This is a genomic window from Pseudarthrobacter sp. TE9888 (assembly GCF_056279345.1).
This window is the reverse complement of record NZ_JBWBRD010000002.1, coordinates 4259629-4280061: the sequence shown is the minus strand read 5'-3', so window position 1 is coordinate 4280061 and position 20433 is coordinate 4259629. Positions and strand designations below refer to the sequence as shown.

Sequence of the window (20433 nt, the reverse complement as noted above, 5' to 3'; positions counted from 1 at the left end):
TTCACCGCGTACTGTTGGTGGGTGACTACAACCCGTGGCGGCCACCCCTCCGAGGACCACGTTCCAGACCTTTCCCCGTTCTCCAGCGCCGGCCCAGCAGGTGCAGGGCACAGCCCCGGGGAGGACGACGGCGGCCGGCCCCGCAGGCGGCTGTCCACCATGATGGTTGCCGGGCTGGCTGCGTTGGGGCTGGGAATAGCGGTGGGCACGCTTCCGGTGCCGTACGTCATCGAATCGCCCGGGCCCACCTACAACACGCTGGGGCAAAGCCAGGGGCACCCCGTGATCAACATCAGCGGCCACGAAACGTATCCCGCAGCCGGGAACCTGGACCTGACAACGGTGTATGTCGATGGTGGCCCCACCGGCTCGGTAAACATCCTCAACGCTTTTTCCGCATGGCTGGACAGTTCCAAAGCCGTCTACCCGGTGGAACTGATCTATCCCACGGGAACCACCAAGGAGGAGGCACAGGAGCAGAGCGCCGTGGCCATGGCCACGTCCCAGGAGAACGCCGTGGCCTCCGCCCTGAACGAACTCAAGATTCCGTTCGGCCAGCAGCTGCAGGCCGCCGGGCTGTCCAAGGACTCCGCATCAGCGGGAAAGATCCAGCAAGGGGACATCCTCAAGTCCATCAACGGCAAGGACATCACCTCCCTCGCCGTCATCCAGGATGAACTGGCTGCGGGCAAGGGAGCCCCGGCCGCGGTGACGGTGGAACGCGCCGGCCAGCCTGTCGCCCTCGAGGTGACGCCCAAGGACAACGGCCAGGGCCGCTTCATTCTCGGCGTCATGCTGAAGTACTTGTTCAGCTTCCCGTTCCAGGTGCAGATCTCGCTGGACAAGGTGGGAGGCCCCAGCGCCGGCATGATGTTCTCGCTGGGGATCATCGATACGGTTACGCCGGGCGACCTCACCGGCGGGAAGCACATCGCCGGCACCGGCACCATCTCGCCGGACGGAACGGTAGGCCCCATTGGCGGCATCGGGCAAAAGATGCGGGGTGCGCGGTCCTCCGGTGCCACCCTGTTCCTGGCGCCCGCCAGCAACTGCGATGAGGTCGCCGGCCACATCCCGGCCGGCCTCCAGGTGGTGCGCGTGGAGAACCTCGGGGAGGCGCGGCACGCCGTGGAAGTGGCCGCGAGCGGGCAGGACACATCCGCCCTCCCGGCATGCACGGGCAAATAGGCCGCCTGCGCCATGCATAGACTGGGCCCAAACAGTTTCGACAGGAACTAAGCTTTACCGCCACTCGTGGCACTGATGACGGACGAAACCAGCCGTTTGACCGGTACCGTACGTCGCTCGCACGCTTCGAATGTCTCGACGACCAGCTATGAGGTACCCAGTTTGTCCCGTCCCGCCAACACCACGTCCACAGGAAGGCCCCCATCGCGACGGGGAGCCCTGACGCCCACCCTGATCGTCGTCGCCCTGGTGGTAGTGGGCTTCATTTTCTTCGCCAACGTCTGGACCGACGTCCTCTGGTACCGGCAACTGGGCTTCATCCAGGTTTTCATCACCGAAAACCTCGCCAAGATCGCCGCCTTTGTGGCCGGCTTCGCCATCATGTTCGCCGCGGTGTTCTTCTCCATCCGCATCGCCTACAACGCCCGGCCCGTCTACGCCCCGGACTCTGAGGTCCGGGACAACCTCAACCGGTACCAGGCCCAGCTGGAGCCGGTCCGCAGGATCGTAATGGTGGGCCTGCCGGTCCTCTTCGGACTCTTTGCGGGCAGCGCAGCCGCCAGCCAATGGCAGAAGGTCCTGCTCTTCTTCAACCAGGTCGGCTTCGGCCAGACCGATCCGCAGTTCAAAATGGACATCAGCTTCTACCTGATGACCCTGCCCTTCCTCGGCTTCGTCACCGGGTTCCTGATCAGCGTGGTGGTGATCGCAGGCATCGCCGGAATCCTCACGCACTACCTCTACGGCAGCATCCGGCTGATGGAGCGCGGCGTGTTCACCAGCCGCGCGGCCCAGATCCACATCGCTGTTACCGGTGCCGCGTTCCTGGTGCTCCTCGGCGTCAACTTCTGGCTGGACCGCTATTCTTCCGTGCAGAGCAACGGCGGCCGCTGGGCCGGCGCCCTCTACACCGATGTCAACGCCGTCATCCCCACCAAGGCCATCCTCGCCGTCGCGGCCGCCCTGGTAGCCATCCTCTTCATCGTTGCCGCCGTCATCGGCCGCTGGCGCCTGCCGGTGATCGGTACGGCCATGCTGATCATCACCTCTATCCTGGCCGGCGGTGTCTATCCGTGGGTCATCCAGCAGTTCCAGGTCCGGCCATCAGAGCAGACGCTGGAAAGCCAGTACATCCAGCGCAACATCGACAACACCCGCAAGGCCTACGGCCTGGACAGCATCCAGGAAACCCGGTACGACGCCACCAACACCGCCAACACCGGTGCGCTCGCGCCGGACGCGCAGACCACGGCCAACATCCGGCTCCTGGACCCGAACCTGATTTCCGACGCGTTCGCGCAGCTGGAACAGTACCGCCCGTACTACCAGTTCCCCAAGGCCCTGAACGTGGACCGCTACGAGGTGGACGGGAAGATCCAGGACACCGTGATCGCGGTGCGGGAACTGAACCCCACGAACGTGGCCACCAACCAGCAGGGCTGGCTGAACCAGCACGTGGTCTACACCCACGGGTACGGGGTAGTGGCGGCCAAGGGCAACAAGTTCACCGTTGACGGCAAACCCGAATTCCTCCAGTCCGGCATTCCCTCCACGGGCGTGCTGGGCAACGACACCACCTATGAACCGCGGATCTACTTCGGCGAGTCGTCTCCCGAGTATTCAATCGTGGGCGCGCCCGACGGCGCCACGCCGCGCGAGCAGGACCGCCCCTCCGGCAAGGAAGGGGAGGGCGAGACCCAGTACACGTTCAAGGGCAACGGCGGCCCGAACGTTGGCTCGTTCTTCAACAAGATCCTTTACGCCATCAAGTTCCAGTCTTCGGACCTGCTGCTCTCCGATGGCGTGAACGCGGATTCGCAGATCCTCTACGACCGGAGCCCGCGGGAGCGGGTCCAGAAGGTGGCCCCGTACCTGACAGTTGACGGCGGCGCCTACCCGGCGCTGGTGGACGGCCGCGTGAAGTGGATCGTCGACGGCTACACCACCAGCCAGTACTTCCCCTACTCGCAGCAGAAGCAGTTGTCGGATGCCACCGCCGATTCGCAGACCAGCTCCGGCCGCGCCGTGGCCCTGCCCAACAGCACGGTGAACTACATCCGCAACTCGGTCAAGGCCACTGTGGACGCCTACGACGGCTCGGTCACCCTCTACGCCTGGGACGACACGGACCCGGTCCTCAAGGCATGGCAGAAGGTCTTCCCGTCGTCGCTGAAGCCGTACTCGGAGATGTCCGGCGCGCTGATGAGCCACGTCCGTTACCCGGAGGACCTGTTCAAGGTCCAGCGGGAGCTGCTGGGGCAGTACCACGTCACGGATCCCACCAGCTTCTACAAGAACAACGACGTCTGGAGCACGCCGGCTGACCCCACCGTGTCCACCGACGTCAAGCAGCCGCCGTTCTACATGTCGCTGCAGATGCCGGACCAGCAAAAGCCGGCGTTCCAGCTGACGTCGTCCTTCATCCCGCAGATCGTGAACGGTAATGCCCGCAACGTCCTGTACGGGTTCCTCGCCGCGGATTCGGATGCAGGCAACCAGGCCGGTGTGAAGGCTGACGGCTATGGAAAGCTGCGGCTGCTCCAGATCCCGCCGGAAACACAGGTGCCCGGCCCGGGACAGGCACAAAACAAGTTCAACTCCGACCCCACCGTTTCCCAGGCCCTTAACCTGCTGCGGCAGGGTGCGTCCGACGTGCTGAACGGCAACCTGCTCACCCTGCCGGTGGGCGGCGGCATCCTCTACGTCCAGCCGGTCTACCTCAAGTCGACCGGTGAGACGTCATACCCCACCCTGCAGCGCGTGCTGGTGGCCTTCGGTGACAAGGTGGGCTTTGCGCCGACCCTCGACGCGGCCCTCAAGCAGCTCTTCGGCGGTGATTCGGGAGCAGCCGCGGGAGACTCCGCCAACAACGGGCAAACACCGGCCGGCCCGTCAGCCCCTGCAACCCCTGCGGAGGCGGATGCCAAGGCCCAGCTGAAGGCGGCGCTGGACGAGGCGAACTCCGCTATCCAGGCAGGCCAGACGGCACTGGCCGCGGGTGACTTCGCCGCATACGGCGACGCGCAGAAGAAGGTTTCCGCTGCGCTGAAGAAGGCCATGGATGCCGAGGCCAAGATCCCGGCCACCGCTCCGGAGGCCAGCCCGGCTCCCTCGCCTTCCGGGTCGCCTTCTGCTTCGCCGTCCCCGTCGGCAGGGCAGTAGTACGACGACGGCCCCACGGCACCCGGTCCGGCAGGACCGGGTGCCGTGTTGGCGTGTTGGACGTCACGCCGCCACGATTTGGCCTGCGGTTCACCTCCCGGTAAAGTAGATTCTGCGACGCGGGGTGGAGCAGTTCGGTAGCTCGCTGGGCTCATAACCCAGAGGTCACAGGTTCAAATCCTGTCCCCGCAACTGAGGAAAGGCCCGGACATTGGAAACAATGTCCGGGCCTTTTGCTTTCCCGCTGCAGGGGTGTTCCCCTGACTGCGGTCGGCGGGGCTGTGGTTTGCGGGACTGTGGTCGGAGCCGCCGCCAAAGTAGGGTAGTGTTGATCAAGCGACGCGGGGTGGAGCAGTTCGGTAGCTCGCTGGGCTCATAACCCAGAGGTCACAGGTTCAAATCCTGTCCCCGCAACTTATGAAGGCCCCAGCCGGCAGTTACGCCGGCCGGGGCCTTTCCTTTTCCTTGGAAACGGCCAGTTCCTAGTATTCTCTTTCGAAGGGTCCCGCGATCTGCGGGCAGCCCCCAGTCATTCCTGAGAGGTATGTTGTTCGATGGCCACACCCACGAAGAAGCCCGGCTCCGCGACGGGTAAGCGGTCCCGGCTTTACTGGATGGTTCCCGCCGTCCTCGTGGCGCTGGTCCTGGTGGTCCTGGCCGCCAGGCTGATCGTGGGGCTGCCGGCGGTGGCATCCTTCCTCGCCGACTACCCGGGCCAATCCCAGCTGCCGGACAACGCGCCCGTAGGCTTCCCGGCCTGGCTGGCGTGGCAGCACTTCCTCAACGCGTTCTTCCTGCTCCTGATCATCCGTACCGGGTGGCAGGTGCGGACCACCACACGCCCCAGCGGTCACTGGACCCGGAACAACAAGGGCCTGATCCGCACCAGGAACGCTCCGACCAAGATCACCTTGGAGCTGTGGTTCCACCTCACCCTGGATGCGCTCTGGATCCTTAACGGACTCGTGTTCGCCGTCCTGCTGTTCGCCAGCGGCCAGTGGATGCGCATCGTCCCCACCAGCTGGGATGTCTTCCCCAACGCTTTGTCAGCCGCGCTGCAGTACGCGTCGCTGGACTGGCCCACCGAGGACGGCTGGATCAATTACAACGCGCTGCAGCTGCTCGCCTACTTCGTGACCGTCTTCATCGCGGCGCCGCTGGCGTTCATCACGGGACTGCGGATGTCCGGAGCGTGGCCTAAAAAGGCAGCCGGGCTCAACAAGGCATTCCCCATCGAATGGGCCCGCGCCGTCCACCTCCCGGTGATGATCTACTTCGTGGCGTTCATCGTGGTGCACGTCTTCCTGGTGCTGACCACCGGTGCGCTGCGGAACCTGAACCACATGTACGGGGGAAGCGACGACGGCGGCTGGTTCGGTTTCTGGGTCTTTGCCGCCTCCGTGGCGGTCATGGTCGCGGCCTGGTTCCTGGCCCGGCCAATCTTCCTGCGGCCCATCGCCTCCCTGATGGGCAAAGTCAGCCGCTGACGCGGATCCGCGCCAGCGGCCCGGTCAGGCGTTCTTGATCTTCTGGTAGGCGTCCAGGGCCCGTTCCCGGGATTCCGGCAGGTCCACCAGCGGCTGGGGGTAGCCGTGGGTGTCTGCTGTCCACGGTTCGTGGATTTCCTTGCCTTTGAGTTCCCGGAGTTCGGGGATGAAGGCCCGCAGGTACCGGCCGTCGGCGTCGAACTTCTTGCTTTGGGTCACCGGGTTGAAGATCCGGTAGTACGGTGAGGCGTCCGCGCCCGAGCCCGCCACCCACTGCCAGTTGGCGGGGTTGTTCGCGGCGTCGGCGTCCACTAGGGTGTCCCAGAACCATTCCTCCCCGACCCTCCAATCGGTCAGGAGGTTTTTGACCAGAAAGGATGCGGCAGCCATTCGCACCCGGTTGTGCATCCAGCCTGTCTGCCACAGTTGCCGCATGCCGGCGTCCACCAGCGGGTAGCCGGTGTTTCCCTGCTGCCACGCGGCGAGCTCCTGCCGGTTGGGGGAGGCCCACTGGAAGTTGTCGAAGGCAGGCCGGAAGTTCCGGGTTGCCAGGTCGGGGTTGTGGTACAGCAGGTGCCAGTTGAATTCCCGCCAGCCCAGTTCGGCCCGGTAAGTACCGACGTCGGTGGGGACCTTGTGTGGATGCCGGCGGCGGATCTCCCGCCACACGCGGAACGGGCTCACCTCACCGAAGCGCAGGTGTGGTGACAGCCGGCTGGTGCCCTCGGTTCCGGGCAGGTTCCGGCCTGTGCCGTATTCCTCGATGGGACCGTCAAGGAAGTCCTCAAGCCGCTCCAGGGCCCCTTTTTCGCCGGGTAGCCAGGTGGCGGCCAGCCCGGCGCTCCAATCGGGTTTGGCGGGCAGGAGCTGCCAGCTGCTGAGCGTGTCACTGCCGGGCAGGCCCTTCCCGGAGGGCGCGGGACCGGGCAGCCCGTCGGGTTCGTCGTGGGGGTCACGGATGTCCTGGGATGCCAGGCACGCCCGCCAGAAGGGCGAATAGACCTTGTACGGCCCGCCTGCCCCCGTCTTCACTGTCCAGGGCTCGAAGAGGAGGTTCGCCTGGTAGCTGGCGGCCTCGATCCCGTTCCCGGCCGCCCAGTCCTTGAGCCCGGCGTCGACAGTCCGTTCGGGTTGTCCGTAACGGCGGTTCCAGAAGAGGTGGCTTGCCTTCGTCCGGACGGCGAGGTCCTTGACGACGTCCGCGGCCGGACCACGTCGGAGGACCAGCCGGGATCCCTTGCTTTCCAGGTCGGCGGCCAGTGCGGCCAGGGAGTGGTGCAGCCACCAGCGGGCAGCCCCGCCAAGGGGCCGCACGCCGTCGGATTCCTCGTCAAGGATGTAGGCCACCGTCAGCGGTGCACCCCGGCGGGCGGCCTCTGCCAGGGCCGGGTTGTCGTCCAGCCGCAGGTCGTCGCGCAGCCAGACCAGGGATGTGCGATCGGAAGAAGTCATGGCACCACGCTACACACCGCGGACGCACCAATGGCCGGGACCACGTCCCGGCCATTGGTGCTATCCAGCCGCAGCCCTGCTCCGATCCTTAAAGCTTGTCGAAGTCGGCTTCGTCGACGGTGGATTCGGACGAGGCGGGGCTCCCGGCGCCAAGGGCTCCCTTGGAGTTTCCGGCCTTAAGGGCCGCCAGCCGGGCTTCGATTTCCGTCTGCTCGCCCAGGTCCTCAAGCTGGTTGAACTGGGCGTCCAGGCTGGAGGCTGCCAGCTCCTGCTGCCCGCGGACCTTGGCTTCCTCGCGGCGGATCTTTTCTTCGAAGCGGCCAACCTCGCTGGTGGGATCCATGATGTCGATGCTCTTAATGGCGTCATGGACCTGGGACTGCGCCGCTGCAGTCTTGGACCTGGCAACGAGCTCGTTGCGCTTGCTGGTCAGCTGGTTGAGCTTGTTCTTCATCTGCTCAAGGCCGGTCTTCAGCTTGTCCACCACCTCCCGCTGGGAGGCGATGCTGGGCTCGGCACCCTTGGCTTCGCTTTCGGCCGCCATCTGGCGCTGCAGCGCAACCTTGGCCAGGTTGTCGAACTTCTCGGCGTCGGCGACGTCGCCGGCCGCACGGAATTCGTCTGCCTTGCGCGAGGCGGCAAGCGCCTTGTTTCCCCAGTCGTGGGCGTTCTTGACGTCCTCGTTGTAGTCGTCTTCCAGCATCCGGAGGTTGCCGATGGTCTGCGCCACGGCGGACTCGGCTTCCGCGATGTTGTTGGTGTAGTCGCGGACCATCTGGTCCAGCATCTTCTGCGGATCTTCGGCGTTGTCCAGCAAGGAGTTGATGTTCGCCTTTGCCAGCTGCGCGATCCGGCCGAAAATGGACTGCTTAACCATGGTGTTTGCCTTTCGTCCTGCTCTGTGTTGACCACTGGAACCGGTGCACAGTGGTGTCCTGCGTCTGTCCGCCCGCCGGGATCTTCCGGCGTGACCGGCGGAAGTCTCTAGAAACTGCCGGAGTCGCCGCCGCCGAAGTCGCCGCCGCCGAATCCACCGGAGTCTCCGCCCCAGCCGCCACCGCCGCCGCCGTCACCCCAGCCGCCGCCTCCGCCGCCGCCCCAGCCTCCGTGGCCCCCGTTGAGGATGGAGTTGATCAGGATGCCGCCCAGGATGGCGCCTCCCAGTCCGCCCCCGCCTCCGCCGCCGAACATGCCGCCGCGGCCGAAGCCCTGATTGGCGTACCCGTCGAAGTGGTCCACATCGGCCTGCGCCAGCTGTGCGGCCTGCGCTGCCAGGGCATGCGCCTGCTGCGCGTAGGTGAGTGCGGTCACCGGATCGGTGCGGGAGATGGACAGCGCATAGTCGAGGTTCCGCTGGGACTCGGCCAGCCGGGTGCGCGCCTCGGTGCCCACGCCGCCGCGCCGGGCGGTGATGTAGTCGGAGGTGGCGCTGATCTGGGCCTGTGCCGACATGATGGTCTGCTGAAGGGATGCCTGCGCACGCCGCGCCTGGTCCTGCTGGTCGCGGATCCCCGTAAGGGCCTGGTCCAGGGACTGGTGGGCGGTTTCGACCCGCTGCAGGGTTGCGATGGGGTCGATCCGTCCGCCCTGGATCTCGGTCTTCACCTGGGCCAGTGCGGCCTCCACCGCGGCTACCGGACCCGCCAGCTCCGGATGGGCTCCGGACTGGATGATGGCCTTTGCCTGGGCCAGGTCCTGGGACGTGTCCACGACGGCCGCTTCGATTCCGTTCCTTGCTTCATCAAGGTTGGCGGCCACTTTGGAGATCGCTTCCACCAGGACGTTGGTTTGGTGCAGGCTTTCCTCGGCCGCGCGGACGGCCACTGCGGCCAGGCTTCCTTCGCCTTCACCGAGCTTCTGCTGGGCCGTTTCGGAAGCGTTCTGCACGAAGGCCAGCCGTTCCTTGGCCTGCACGATGTTGTCCGAAACCTGAGCCAGCGCGCTGTCGGCATACTTGGCGCGCATTTCCTGCAGGGAGTTCTCGGCGCTGGAGATCCTGCCGTCGGCCTCACGGGCCCCGGCGTTGACGGCTGCAAGTGCCTGGGGCGCGTTCTTCTCCAGCTCGCGCAGGGAATCGAAGTCGGCCTTCTGCTCCTGCAGGGATTCGAGGGCGGCCTCGGAGCGGCGGATGATCTCGCCCAGCCAGGTCCGTTGCTGCTCCTCCGTATCCGGAATGTGGTCATCGAGCTGCTGCTGCAGCTTGAAGGACTCCGTCATGTGGGCTTTGGCTTCGTCCAACGCCTTGGTGAAGTTTCCGACGGCGGAATCCCCGTACTGCGCCTGGGCAAAGCCGAGTTCCTGCTCGCTGGACTTGATGGCGTCATCCGCTTCGATCAGCAGGGAACCGCTCTTGCGGCGCAGCTCCTCGACGCTGAGCGATGCCAGCGGGTCCAGCTCGGCGCCCTGCGGGCCGTAGCTTCCGCTGGATGCCGCCTGGGCTGCGGCCTTCTTCCGGCGGTTGCGGTAGTACAGGTAGGCGCCGCCACCGGCGACCACCACGCCTGCACCCACCAGGATGCCGGCGCCGGCACCACTGCCCGAGGAGACACTGCCGCTGCCCCCGCCGGCGGCGTCGCCAACGGCGGAAGCGGTGTCAATGGCAGCCTGGGCGAAGTCCCTCTTGCCTCCGGCGAGGTTGGCCACCACTGCATTCTGGGTGATATTGCTGCGCTTGGAGTAGATGGCGCTGGCGGAGTTGGGGGAGAAATAGTACTTGCCCTGGTCGGTCGCGATGGCAAGGATGACGTCCGCCTTGCCCATGCCCTTGGCAGTGGCCACAGCCTGGCTCCAGGCCGTGGGGTCAGAAGGGTTCTCGAACGACTTCACCGTGACAACGTAAAGGTTGTACTTGTGGTCCTTCAGCAGCTTCTGGATGGCATCCTGGACCTCACCCTTCCGGCTGCCGAGCACATTGGCATTGTCAACGATGTTGGTTCCGGAAGGAATGGTTACCGGGTCTTCGGCCCAGGCAGCACCGGCGGGAACCGCCAGCAGCCCGGCAAGGCCGATCACGGCAAGGAAACGTTTGAACTTTGACCGCATGTGCAACCCTTCAGCACGCCTGACACCGATTCGGGACGAATCAGTCGTCGAATCCAGCAGCGCCCCCACGCTTGGTGTGAAGCCGCAGGTCGCTGTGGCAATTCATCTTGATTCTATGGTGCACCCCACAGCCCGTCCATGCGGCCGAATATGCCGCCAGCGAAACGGTGCGCGGGTCCGCCCGGCGTTCAGGAAGCTCTCAGCAAACATCCGAGCTTGTTCCAGCGGGACGGGTCATAGTTAATGGCAGACGAGGATGAAAGGAAGTCCCATGACTGAGAATCAAACCCCAGGACCGGTCCCGGAGGACAACCAGGGGAACAGCCGGGCCCCTTGGCAGCAGCAGGTCCCGCAGCAGCCCGGAAACCGCCCGGCCAACACTCAGTATGGGAGCAACGGCGCTGCCGGCGACGGCCAGGACCGCGGCTACGGCGCCGGTGACCAGCAGTACGGCCAGGCGGCCGGGCCTAACGGCGCGGCACTCCGGAACAACGCCGCACCCCAGGACAACACGGAACGGCTCGACCGTCCGGAGGCGCACGGCAACCATACCCAGGAGCTGCCCGGAGCCCCACGGCCCGTCTACCCGCAGCGGCAGCCTTTCTACGGCCAGTCCGGACAGTACGGCCAGCAGCAGCACCAGAACGGCCAGCCGATGCATGCGGCGGGCCATGGCACGCAGAACGGAAGTGTCGGCCTGGCGCCCAACCCCCAGGATGCGCCGCGCCGGAAGGCCAGCTTTGGCGTAGGTACCCTCGTGGCAAGCATCCTCGCAGCGGGCCTCGTGGGTGGCGGCGTGGCAACGGTGGGCTCCGGTGAACTGTTCGGACACACCGGCTCCAGCGCCTCAACCGTGGGCAGCAGCAACCAGCCCGGTACGGTCATCGTCAACAACAAGGACGACGTGAACGCCATTACGGCAGCTGCCGTGAAGGCCTCACCCAGCGTCGTCACCATCAGCGCCACGAGCGGCAGCTCAGGGGGCACCGGTTCGGGCATTGTCCTGGACGACCAGGGGCACATCCTGACCAACACGCACGTGGTGACCCTCGACGGCCAGACCGCGAACGCCACCCTGGAAATCCGTACCAGCGACGGGAAGGTCCTGCCCGCGAAGCTGGTGGGCACCGACCCGCTGTCCGACCTCGCCGTGATCAAGGTGGACGACACCTCAGGCCTCACCCCAGCCACCCTGGGTGACTCCTCCAAGCTCAACGTGGGTGATACGGCCATCGCCATCGGGTCCCCGCTGGGCCTGACAGGTACGGTCACGGACGGCATCGTCTCCACCCTGAACCGCACCATCAGCGTCGCTTCGTCGGCGGCCCCGCAGGGCGGCGACAACAGCCAGGGCGGTGACCAGGGCTTCCAGTTTGCCCCTCCGGGCGGCGGCCAGAGCCAGCAAAGCTCCGGCCAGGGATCCATCGCCATCAACGTGATCCAGACTGATGCGGCCATCAACCCCGGTAACTCCGGCGGCGCGCTGGTGAACAGCAAGGGCGAGATCATCGGCGTGAACGTGGCCATCGCCTCCGCAGGGTCCGGCACGTCAACGTCCCAAAGCGGCAATATCGGCGTCGGGTTCAGCATCCCCATCAACAACGCCAAGCGGGTGGCCCAGGAAATCATTGACACGGGCAAGGCCTCCCACGGCCAGCTGGGCGTCAGCGTCAAGGCCAAGTCGTCCTCCGGCGCAAACTCCGAGTTCTCGGTGGGGGCCGACGTCGCCACAGTGGACGGCAGCTCACCGGCCGGGAAGGCCGGCATCAAAGCCGGTGACGTGATCACCAAGTTCAACGACCTCACCATCGGCGAGCCCAACCAGCTGACCGCGGCCGTCCGCGAACAGCCGGCGGGATCCAAGGTGAAGATCACCGTGCAGCGCGGCGGAAGCGAGCAGACCTTCGATGTCACGCTGGGTGCGGCCGCCAGCTAAGGCAGGTCAACACCAACGCAAGCCATGACGACGGCGGCGTCCCCACCAAAGGGGGCGCCGCCGTCGTTCCTGCACCCATGCAGAATGCCTGACACAGGCGTTAACGGAAGGGGGCGCGGGAAGCCGCCGATATGGTTAGCTAGGGTTTACCCGCCTGCCGGGCATATCGCGGCCAAGTCCCACCCGGCTGGCTGTCCACAAGCATGGAAGGCTGCTGCAGAAACAGTGGAAGAGACATTGAAGATCGTAGTCCTGGTCAAACATGTACCGGACGCCCAGTTCGACCGCCACCTCAACGGGGAGGGGAACACCGCGGACCGCGACGAAAGCATTCTTTCCGAGCTTGACGAGTACGCGCTCGAGGCCGCACTCCAGCTCACCGAAGCGCGGGGCGGAAGCAAGGCGGGCAACCAGGTCATCGCCCTCAGCATGGGCCCTGCCGGAGCTGTCAACGCGGTCAAGAAGTCCCTGCAGATGGGTGCCACCGAGGGCGTGCACCTCACGGACGATGCCCTGGCCGGCTCGGATGCCGCAGCCACCTCGCTGGCGCTCGCCGCCGCCGTCCGCCACCTGGGCGGGGTGGACCTGGTCCTCACCGGCATGGCCTCCACCGACGGGGAGACCTCGCTGGTGCCGGCGCAGCTGGCCGAGCGGCTGGGGCTTCCGCAGGTGACGTTCGCTTCCACGCTGGAGGTCGACGGCGGCCGGCTGGTTGCCCGCCGCGATGCAGACACCACATCGGAAACGGTGGAGGCGCCGCTGCCCGCCGTCGTATCCGTCACGGACCAGATCAACGAACCCCGGTACCCCAACTTCAAGGGCATTATCGCCGCCAAGCGCAAGAGCATCAGCACGCTGTCCCTGGCCGACATCGGCGTGGACCCCGCCCAGGTGGGTTTCGCCGGTTCCTGGACCACCGTGGCCAGCGCGGAACAGCGGCCGCCCAGGACCGCGGGCACCATCATCACCGACGAAGGCGACGCCGGCATCAAGCTGGTTGACTTCCTGGCCGCCCAGAAGCTGCTCTAAGAGGGACAACGACATGGCAAATGTACTTGTATTCATCGACCACCCCGGCGCCTCGCTCAAGAAGAGCAGCCTCGAACTGCTGACCCTGGCTCGTTCCCTGGGCGGGAGCACCGTGGCGCTCAACGGAGACCTGTCCGAGGGCGCCGCCGCCACGTTCGCCGAGTACGGGGTGGAGGCTATCCTGCGCCCGGCAACGGACAACCTGGACGACTTCCTGGTGGCGCCCAAAGCCGCCTACCTGGCCGCCGCGGCCGAAAGCACCGGCGCCGGCATTGTGCTGCTTGACAACTCACCGGAAGGCAAGGAGATTGCGGCACGGCTGGGCATCCGCCTGAACGCCGGCGTCATCACCGACGTCGTCGCCGTGGACCCGGACGGCACCGCACACAAGTCGGTCCTGGCCGGCTCCTACACCACCGCCTGCAAGGCCACGACGCCCGTGTCCGTGCTGACCCTCAAAGCCAACAACGTCACCCCGGAACCGGCTCCCGCAGCCACCAGCCCGGAAACCGCAACCGTGGAGGTCCCGGCAGTAGCCGCTGCCGCCCGCATCACCGCCCGCGAGCAGAAAGTGGCCAGCGGCCGTCCCGACCTCACCGATGCCCGCATCGTGGTGGCCGGCGGGCGCGGCATGGACGGCGACTTCGGTCCCGTCGAGGAACTGGCTGATGCCTTGGGAGCTGCGGTGGGTGCATCGCGTGCGGCCACGGATGCCGGCTGGATCAGCCACGACGCCCAGGTGGGACAGACCGGCAAGACCGTCTCCCCGCAGCTGTACATCTCGGCAGGCATCTCCGGTGCCATCCAGCAGAAGGCCGGCATGCAGACCTCCAAGGTCATCGTTGCGATCAACAAGGATGCCGAATCCCCGGTCTTCGAGATCGCCGATTTCGGGATCATCGGCGACGTGTTCGATGTCCTCCCGCAGGCCACCGCCGAGATCAAGAAGCGAAAAGGCTGACTCGTTGACTGCCTCCTCCAAGCAGGCACAGAGCCCGTTCAACCCGGATATCCACCGGGTTGGGCGGGTGCTCTGTTTTGCGGCCCACCCTGACGACATCGACTTCGGCGCTGCGGGTACCGTCGCCGCGTGGACGGCGGCCGGCGTGCAGGTGAGCTACTGCATCATGACCGACGGCGACGCCGGCGGCTTCGATCCGGCCCACCGCGCGGACATCATCGCCATGCGCGATGCCGAGCAGCGTCGGGCCGCGGAACTGGTGGGCGTCACCGACATCCACTACCTCCACCAGCGGGACGGGTACCTCGAACCGTCGCACGAGGTGATGAAAGGAGTGGTGCAGCTGATCCGCGAAATCCGTCCCGACGTCGTCCTTGCCATGCACCCGGAACGGAACTGGGAACGGATCCAAAAAAGCCATCCTGACCACCTGGCCGTGGGGGAGGCGGTAACCCGCGCGGTGTACCCTGCCCTCGAAAACCCCTTTGCCTACCCTGAACTGGCAGAAGCAGGCCTGGAAGCGTACAAGCTGCCGTGGCTGTGGCTCTACGCCGGCCCCGGGGAACGGGAAAACCACTTCGTCGACGTCACCGGCCAGGTGGAAGCCAAGCTCGCCGCCATCCACGTCCATGTCAGCCAGCACCCGGACGTGGAGGCCATGGAGGCCACCGTCCGCAGGGGCATGCACCTGAACGCCGCGAGGGCCGGCTTTCCAGAAGGGCGCAGCGCGGAGGCGTTCCATGTGGTGGCAATCAACGGGCCCGGCACCATCGCGGGCTTCTAAACCACACGAAAAGTGCCCCGCTCCTTTGATGAAAAGGAGCGGGGCACTTTTGCGTTGATGAAGGTGCTACGCGCCCAGCGGGGCCGCCGCCACCGTGGGCAGTGTGGGTGCCTTGGATCCGCCTGCAGGCTCGACAGTGATGCCCAGTGATGCCGCCGAGTGGATGCCCTGGACCACGGCAGGCTTGGACAGCGCCTGCTCGTCCATCAGGCCCTGCGACACCGGAGCGGAGCCGTCCTTGGGTATCAGCCACATCTGGTAGACCTTGCCGGCAGGAGGAGCGGGTACACCGCTCATCTTCACCACTGCTGCGTCTTCGGACGCTGAGATCAGGAGGGTTGCCTTGCCGCCGCCCACCACGTTCACGGAGGCCTCCCGCAGGTCGTTGGCCCTGGCCACCTGGTTGACGGGATCGTTCTGGTCGGCCATGTACGCGCCCACGCCTACGCCGCCCAGGGCGATGGCTGCGGCCGCTGCCACGCCCACCAGCCACCGGCGCGTGCCGGACCCGCCCCGGCGCTGCTCCCGGCGCTTCCGGGCCTGCGCCAGCTCATCGAGCGGCCGCTGCTGCGGAGCCGGGGCGGCGCCTGCGGCCGGCGCCTGCGCGTCTCCGCCGGAGAGTCCGTCCTGGCCCGGCAATTGGGCCGGGAGCTGGGCGATGATCCGCTGGAAAAGGTCCGACGGCGGGTCCTCCTCCGCACGGAAAGTGCGGACCAGTGCCTCACGGGACTGCCGGACACGCTCAAGGAAGTCCCGGCGTTCGGTCTCCGGGGCGGTGGCGATATAGCTGTCTATGGCCTGGCGTTCCTGCTCCGTCACCGCATCGAGGGCATAGAGCTCAGCGAGGTCCACTGTGCGCCCGGACGCAAGATCCATGGCCACGGTGTCACCGAAGGCACGCGAACGGCCATCACGGGTTTCATCCATTCCACTCAACTCAACTCACCCCCAGACAGGTCTTCAAACGGATCAGTCCATCGCGGATGCGGGACTTGATGGTGGGAACTGCGGCATTGAGCCGTTCGGCGACTTCCCGGTAGGTGAGGCCGCCGTAGTACGCCAGGCGCACCGACTCCTGCTGTGTTTCGGTCAGCGTTCCCAGGCAGCGGACCACGGCCTCGGCCTCCAGCCGGCTGCCCACTTCGTCGGACACGGTGTCGTGGTCGATTTCCTGCGTGCTGGCACCGTACCTGGCTTCCCTGTCCGTGGCGGACTGCGACGACCTGACCTTGTCCACGGCCCGGCGGTGGGCGATGGTCATCAGCCAGGACAGGGGGCTCCCCGCCTGGGGATCGAACTTCGCAGCGTTTTGCCAGACCTGCAGGAATACCTCCTGGGTGGTGTCTTCACTGAGCTCAGGATCGATCAGGACGCGGCGCGCCATGCCGAAGACCCTGCGGGACGTGAGCTGGTAGAACTCGGCGAAAGCCGCCTGGTCCCCGCGGGCAATCCCTGCCAAAAGGGCCGAGAGGCGTTGGCTGAGGTCTGCCGGTGGGTCGGTCACCGCGGCGGAGCCTTCGGAGTTCGGCGCGTTGGGAGTTTCCATTACGTCCAAGCATAAGTCTCCGGGCGACGGATCATCAGCAGTGCCGTGCCGGATACGGTTGTTCGGCCTGGAACGTGCCTCCAGTAGGGTCACCTGCCGCTCCTTGGTCCGCTGGAATGTCTTCAAAAGTCATTCGGCGCCGCATGGAGGGTGGATGGGGCGGCCGGTAAGTTTTTCATTCCAGCCCGGCCGTGGGACTCCGGCCCCGAACGGAGTCCTAGATTTTGGCGCCCGCGAAGCCCTGCTGGCGCCAGGCCTCGTAGACCGCAATCGACGCGGCATTGGCGAGGTTGAGGGAGCGGAGGGCCGGCAGCATGGGCAGTCGCACCGTGGCGGTTACGTGCGGATCCGTTTTCAGCTCCGCCGGCAGGCCCACCGATTCGCGCCCGAACATCAGGACGTCTCCCGGACGGTAGGCAATTTCCGTGTAGCTGGTGGTGCCGTCCGACGTGAACGCGTAGACGCGTTCGGGCTGCAGGTGCTGCCACGCGTCCTCGATGCCCTTGTGGACGGTGACGACGGCGAGGTCATGGTAGTCGAGGCCGGCCCGGCGCAGCTTGGCGTCGGAGAAGTCAAAACCCAAGGGTTCCACCAGGTGCAGTTCGGCGCCGGTAATGGCGCCCAGACGGATGGCGTTGCCAGTATTGCCGGGGATTTCTGGTTCATGGAAAAGGATGCGGAACACCTCCCTATCCTAGCCACCCGGCCTCAGTGCATGCCGCGCAGCAGCCTGGCCAGAACCGGGATGTTTACGGTATTGGGGGCCGGCCCGGACGCCAGGAATTCCTTCAGGCCGCGCACCATGCCTGCCGCGTTGACGATCTGGACGGTCTCCAGCGCTCCGCCGGGGCGGCGGTGATGGTCGATAACCGGTTCGTGGAGGTTGCCGTCGGGGCTGTGCACCACCGTCCAGCCAGTGACGTTGAGCTCGGGAAAAATGTCCTGCATGGCCCAGACCACCCGGGCAAGCTGCGGGGGTGCGACCGCGCGGCCACCGTGGTTGAGGGTCCGGCCGTCCCAGGCGTAGGCGCCCCTGGGCAGGAGCATCGAGTTCACCAGGGCCAGCCGGTAGCCGGCAAGGATGGCATGGTCGATGTGGCTGTTGTCCGCCGGTGACTGCAGCCCGTTGATCAGCCGTGCCGCAGGGATGGCCGGAAGCACCTGCCGTGTCAGCAGCTGCACGGTGCGCATTTCCCTCTGGATACGGGCCTCCGCGCCGAAGATGCCCCGCTTCCGGGGCATCCCGTGCACCTGCTGCCGCGCTTGGGCCAGGGGGATGAGTGGAACGTCGCTTCCTTCGTAGGGCGGAACGTAGACGGGCGGGTCTCCCGCCGTATTCCGGCCATTGTCCGGCCTGCGGACCGTGGCGGACGCCCGGCTGCCGGCCGCCGGCGCATCAAAGTGGGCGCCGGCATCGGACGAGCCCTCGCGCGCCGTGCCCGCGCCATAGGAACGGTCGTAGGCCTTCCTGCGCTGCGGGTCGATCAGGGTCTCATAGGCAGCGGTTACACGGCGGAAGGTTGCGGCATCACCCCCGTGGTCCGGGTGCGCCGTCCTGGCCGCGCGCCGGTAGGCCACCTTGATCTCCTTCTCGGTGGCGGTGACGGCCACCCGAAGGACCTGGTAGTGGGAGCTGCTGCTCTCAGTCAAGCAATCTTCCTTCTCTTGGTGCCCGGCTTTCCGGTTCCCGGCCGGAAAGCGGAGTGCCCGCCCAGTCTAGCCAGCGTGGACGGTGCGCCTGCGGTGACAACGAACAGGCCGGGCGTGCGGGTTCCCGGGAGGGCTGAGTCTAGACTCGTGCCTGCGCGGTGCGAACACGGGCCGCAGGGGATGTAACGGAGTGGAGATGGACATGCCGACGACGGCGGAGCGGGCCGGCAGGGGATGGCGTGGGGGAGTGCCCCTTGCCATTGGCTGCGTGGGGGCCTTGCTTCTGGGCGGGTGCAGCGTGGATGTCCGGGATCCCTCCGTCATCCCAGCTCCGGCCAGTACCCCCGTCCTGGCCACTCCCACCATCACACCGGGCCATGATGCCGCCGCGGTGGCAGCGCGCGACATGCCTTTCGCTGCCGGCGGCGACCTGGCACCCGGGACGGCCGTGGGGATTTCCGATGACCTCAAAGGCGCACCCGGGTGGAGGATGGTGAAGGACAACGTGGCCGGCGGCAGCCAATACGCCAAGGCCGATGGCTGCATGGTTGCCGCCCGGACCAGCACAGGCCAGGCCGCGCTGGTGCGTGGAGATGACAGGGAGTCCACAGTGGCCCTGTTCCAGTACCTCGATGCGGGCATCCAGCCTTCCTACCTCAAGACGTCAACCTTGAAGTGGGGCGGCACGCCGGAGGCTCCCGGCCGGAGCGTGGAAGTACTGGCGCTGGAGCAGGCCGTTCCCGGTGGACGCTCCACGGAGGTGCTGGCACGCCTATTTGGTACTGCCGGTTCATCGGCCTACTTATCCGTATCCTGTCCGGACGCGGCAACCCTCGACGCTGCCCGCCAGGACGTCGTCCGCTACCTGCCGTTGGTTCCTCCGGCCGCGTGAGCCGCGCCAGGTCCTGAAACAGAAAACCGCCGGCGGCTGGAGGGCTCAGCTGCCGGCGGCGGTTCCATGGGGCTGCGGTGTCCGCTCGCCTGGCGATGCTGCCGGAATCACGCGGCGGTCCGGACCGCCCCCACTGACAGCCGGTTCAAAGCCAGGGCGCCGACCAGCAAGCCGAAATCACGCAGGGCAACGTCGTAGAAACTTCCCAGCAGGAGCAGGTTGACGATGATTCCTGCCAGCCATGCGGCCACGATCAACGAGCCGTACTTGGGGCGCACCGCCACTGCCACGCCTGCGATGACTTCCACTACTCCCACGATGTACATGAAGGCCTGCGGCTGCAGCGGAACGATGGCCGTGGCCTGGGGTGCCAGGTACATGGTCCAGTGCGTGAGGATGTTGGTGAATTTGTCCAGGCCGAAGAGGATCGGCGCGACGGTGAACACGGTTCGCAGCAGCAGGAACGCCTGCCGTGCCGGCGGCATTGTCGCTGGCGCATGCTGGGCCCGCATTGCGGATGCTGATTTCATGGTGCTCTCCTTCTAAAAGTAGGTATGCCAATTTTAGAAACTCTCAGGTCTATAATCAAGAGATCTTGACTTTGGAATTGGAGGTGCCATGTACCGGCTTCCCTGGGCAGACAGGATTGCGGCCGTTGCGTCGCTGACCGATGCCAAGAGGCTGCAGCTTTTCGAGCTGGTCGCCGCTTCGCCGCGTCCTGTGGGGCGCGACGAAGTGGCTGAAGCTGCGGGCATGGCGCGCAGCACCGTCTCCTTCCATCTGGACAGGCTGGTCCAGGACGGCCTGTTGGCCGTGGAATTCCACAAGCCCGCGGGCAGGACGGGACCGGGTTCGGGACGTCCCGCCAAGATGTACCGGCCGGTTGGAAGTGAAGTGGGAGCCTCTGTGCCGGACCGGAACTACGACCTTGCCGGGGAGTTGATGGCTGCAGCCATTGAGGGTGCGCAGGCACAAGGCCTGGCGGTGGGGGAGTCGTTGCGCGCCGTCGCGTTCCGAAAAGGCCGGGAACTGGCAGAAGGTTCCACCGGCCTGGAGGAGTTCCTGGCGGAAGCGGGCTACCAGCCCGAGCCGGACGGGGAGGGAGGATACCTGCTGCCGAACTGCCCCTTCCATCGGCTCTCACGGGCCCACGCGGCAGTGGTATGCGACATGAACGGCGCCTTCCTGCGCGGTGCGGCGGTGGGCTGCGGGGGTACCGAGGAGCGTGTTGTCCCAGTGGCAGGGCACTGCTGCGCGCGGATCACCGGCGCGGGCTGACCGCTCCACGCCGGAGGAACCCCAAT

At 66.3% G+C, this 20433-nt stretch carries 17 protein-coding genes and 2 tRNA genes; 11 read left to right on the top strand and 8 right to left on the bottom strand.

Annotation, left to right across the window (positions count from 1 at the left end):
- Positions 1 to 21: 21 nt before the first annotated feature.
- From ACZ9J7_RS20405 to ACZ9J7_RS20385, 5 genes are all read left to right on the top strand, one after another.
- On the top strand, positions 22 to 1188 hold the full coding sequence (locus ACZ9J7_RS20405) for a YlbL family protein (RefSeq protein ID WP_476211769.1): 1167 nt from the start codon (positions 22 to 24) through the stop codon (positions 1186 to 1188).
- Positions 1189 to 1350: 162 nt separating this feature from the next.
- Positions 1351 to 4350 (top strand): UPF0182 family membrane protein, encoded by a 3000-nt coding sequence (locus ACZ9J7_RS20400; RefSeq protein WP_476211768.1) that lies wholly within the window; start codon positions 1351 to 1353, stop codon positions 4348 to 4350.
- Positions 4351 to 4468: 118 nt separating this feature from the next.
- Positions 4469 to 4542, top strand: a tRNA-Met gene (locus ACZ9J7_RS20395).
- Between the two features lie 148 nt (positions 4543 to 4690).
- Positions 4691 to 4764, top strand: a tRNA-Met gene (locus ACZ9J7_RS20390).
- Positions 4765 to 4904: 140 nt separating this feature from the next.
- Entirely contained in the window at positions 4905 to 5837 is a 933-nt protein-coding gene (locus ACZ9J7_RS20385; protein WP_476211767.1) for a cytochrome b/b6 domain-containing protein, read from the top strand.
- A gap of 24 nt (positions 5838 to 5861) precedes the next feature.
- Here the strand turns inward: ACZ9J7_RS20385 and ACZ9J7_RS20380 are convergent, their stop codons facing one another.
- From ACZ9J7_RS20380 to ACZ9J7_RS20370, 3 genes are all read right to left on the bottom strand, one after another.
- Positions 5862 to 7289, bottom strand: a complete 1428-nt coding sequence (locus tag ACZ9J7_RS20380; RefSeq protein ID WP_476211766.1) for a cryptochrome/photolyase family protein — start codon at positions 7287 to 7289, stop codon at positions 5862 to 5864.
- 88 nt (positions 7290 to 7377) lie between these two features.
- Positions 7378 to 8166 (bottom strand): PspA/IM30 family protein, encoded by a 789-nt coding sequence (locus tag ACZ9J7_RS20375; protein ID WP_476211765.1) that lies wholly within the window; start codon positions 8164 to 8166, stop codon positions 7378 to 7380.
- A gap of 107 nt (positions 8167 to 8273) precedes the next feature.
- Complete coding sequence (locus ACZ9J7_RS20370; RefSeq protein WP_476211764.1) at positions 8274 to 10331, bottom strand: TPM domain-containing protein; 2058 nt, start codon at positions 10329 to 10331, stop codon at positions 8274 to 8276.
- Between the two features lie 271 nt (positions 10332 to 10602).
- Here ACZ9J7_RS20370 and ACZ9J7_RS20365 point away from each other — a divergent pair, with 271 nt between their 5' ends.
- The 4 genes from ACZ9J7_RS20365 to ACZ9J7_RS20350 all read left to right on the top strand — a co-directional run bounded on the left by ACZ9J7_RS20365 (position 10603) and on the right by ACZ9J7_RS20350 (position 15041).
- Positions 10603 to 12267: a S1C family serine protease gene (locus tag ACZ9J7_RS20365; RefSeq protein ID WP_476211763.1), complete on the top strand. Its 1665-nt coding sequence runs from the start codon at positions 10603 to 10605 to the stop codon at positions 12265 to 12267.
- A gap of 237 nt (positions 12268 to 12504) precedes the next feature.
- A complete protein-coding gene (locus tag ACZ9J7_RS20360) occupies positions 12505 to 13296 on the top strand; it encodes an electron transfer flavoprotein subunit beta/FixA family protein (RefSeq protein ID WP_476211762.1) in 792 nt (263 codons plus the stop codon).
- Positions 13297 to 13309: 13 nt separating this feature from the next.
- Positions 13310 to 14257: an electron transfer flavoprotein subunit alpha/FixB family protein gene (locus ACZ9J7_RS20355; protein ID WP_476211761.1), complete on the top strand. Its 948-nt coding sequence runs from the start codon at positions 13310 to 13312 to the stop codon at positions 14255 to 14257.
- 4 nt (positions 14258 to 14261) lie between these two features.
- On the top strand, positions 14262 to 15041 hold the full coding sequence (locus ACZ9J7_RS20350) for a PIG-L deacetylase family protein (protein ID WP_476211760.1): 780 nt from the start codon (positions 14262 to 14264) through the stop codon (positions 15039 to 15041).
- A gap of 66 nt (positions 15042 to 15107) precedes the next feature.
- Here the strand turns inward: ACZ9J7_RS20350 and ACZ9J7_RS20345 are convergent, their stop codons facing one another.
- The 4 genes from ACZ9J7_RS20345 to ACZ9J7_RS20330 form a co-directional block, all read right to left on the bottom strand.
- Entirely contained in the window at positions 15108 to 15968 is an 861-nt protein-coding gene (locus ACZ9J7_RS20345) for an anti-sigma factor (protein WP_476211759.1), read from the bottom strand.
- 10 nt (positions 15969 to 15978) lie between these two features.
- Positions 15979 to 16587, bottom strand: coding sequence for a sigma-70 family RNA polymerase sigma factor (locus ACZ9J7_RS20340; protein WP_347887263.1), 609 nt, complete (start codon positions 16585 to 16587; stop codon positions 15979 to 15981).
- 217 nt (positions 16588 to 16804) lie between these two features.
- Complete coding sequence (locus ACZ9J7_RS20335) at positions 16805 to 17272, bottom strand: tRNA (cytidine(34)-2'-O)-methyltransferase (protein WP_476211758.1); 468 nt, start codon at positions 17270 to 17272, stop codon at positions 16805 to 16807.
- Positions 17273 to 17295: 23 nt separating this feature from the next.
- Positions 17296 to 18237, bottom strand: a complete 942-nt coding sequence (locus ACZ9J7_RS20330; RefSeq protein ID WP_476211757.1) for a J domain-containing protein — start codon at positions 18235 to 18237, stop codon at positions 17296 to 17298.
- A gap of 196 nt (positions 18238 to 18433) precedes the next feature.
- Between ACZ9J7_RS20330 and ACZ9J7_RS20325 the strand changes: the two genes are divergently transcribed.
- Complete coding sequence (locus ACZ9J7_RS20325) at positions 18434 to 19129, top strand: hypothetical protein (protein WP_476211756.1); 696 nt, start codon at positions 18434 to 18436, stop codon at positions 19127 to 19129.
- A gap of 107 nt (positions 19130 to 19236) precedes the next feature.
- Here ACZ9J7_RS20325 and ACZ9J7_RS20320 read toward each other — a convergent pair whose 3' ends face one another.
- The gene (locus ACZ9J7_RS20320; protein ID WP_476211755.1) at positions 19237 to 19659 is read right to left on the bottom strand and encodes a hypothetical protein; all 423 of its coding nucleotides are present in this window, start codon (positions 19657 to 19659) and stop codon (positions 19237 to 19239) included.
- An 88-nt stretch (positions 19660 to 19747) separates the two neighbouring features.
- Here ACZ9J7_RS20320 and ACZ9J7_RS20315 point away from each other — a divergent pair, with 88 nt between their 5' ends.
- Positions 19748 to 20407 (top strand): helix-turn-helix transcriptional regulator, encoded by a 660-nt coding sequence (locus ACZ9J7_RS20315; protein WP_476211754.1) that lies wholly within the window; start codon positions 19748 to 19750, stop codon positions 20405 to 20407.
- Positions 20408 to 20433: the final 26 nt, after the last annotated feature.

What these genes read in the sequence shown, in the direction of transcription:
- ACZ9J7_RS20380 (WP_476211766.1), bottom strand. Translation starts at nt 7,289, where the DNA reads ATGACTTCTTCCGATCGCACATCCCTGGTCTGGCTGCGCGACGACCTG.
- ACZ9J7_RS20320 (WP_476211755.1), bottom strand. Translation starts at nt 19,659, where the DNA reads ATGAAATCAGCATCCGCAATGCGGGCCCAGCATGCGCCAGCGACAATG.
- ACZ9J7_RS20355 (WP_476211761.1), top strand. Translation starts at nt 13,310, where the DNA reads ATGGCAAATGTACTTGTATTCATCGACCACCCCGGCGCCTCGCTCAAG.
- ACZ9J7_RS20315 (WP_476211754.1), top strand. Translation starts at nt 19,748, where the DNA reads ATGTACCGGCTTCCCTGGGCAGACAGGATTGCGGCCGTTGCGTCGCTG.
- ACZ9J7_RS20385 (WP_476211767.1), top strand. Translation starts at nt 4,905, where the DNA reads ATGGCCACACCCACGAAGAAGCCCGGCTCCGCGACGGGTAAGCGGTCC.
- ACZ9J7_RS20375 (WP_476211765.1), bottom strand. Translation starts at nt 8,166, where the DNA reads ATGGTTAAGCAGTCCATTTTCGGCCGGATCGCGCAGCTGGCAAAGGCG.
- ACZ9J7_RS20345 (WP_476211759.1), bottom strand. Translation starts at nt 15,968, where the DNA reads ATGGATGAAACCCGTGATGGCCGTTCGCGTGCCTTCGGTGACACCGTG.
- ACZ9J7_RS20325 (WP_476211756.1), top strand. Translation starts at nt 18,434, where the DNA reads ATGGACATGCCGACGACGGCGGAGCGGGCCGGCAGGGGATGGCGTGGG.
- ACZ9J7_RS20370 (WP_476211764.1), bottom strand. Translation starts at nt 10,331, where the DNA reads ATGCGGTCAAAGTTCAAACGTTTCCTTGCCGTGATCGGCCTTGCCGGG.
- ACZ9J7_RS20365 (WP_476211763.1), top strand. Translation starts at nt 10,603, where the DNA reads ATGACTGAGAATCAAACCCCAGGACCGGTCCCGGAGGACAACCAGGGG.
- ACZ9J7_RS20340 (WP_347887263.1), bottom strand. Translation starts at nt 16,587, where the DNA reads ATGGAAACTCCCAACGCGCCGAACTCCGAAGGCTCCGCCGCGGTGACC.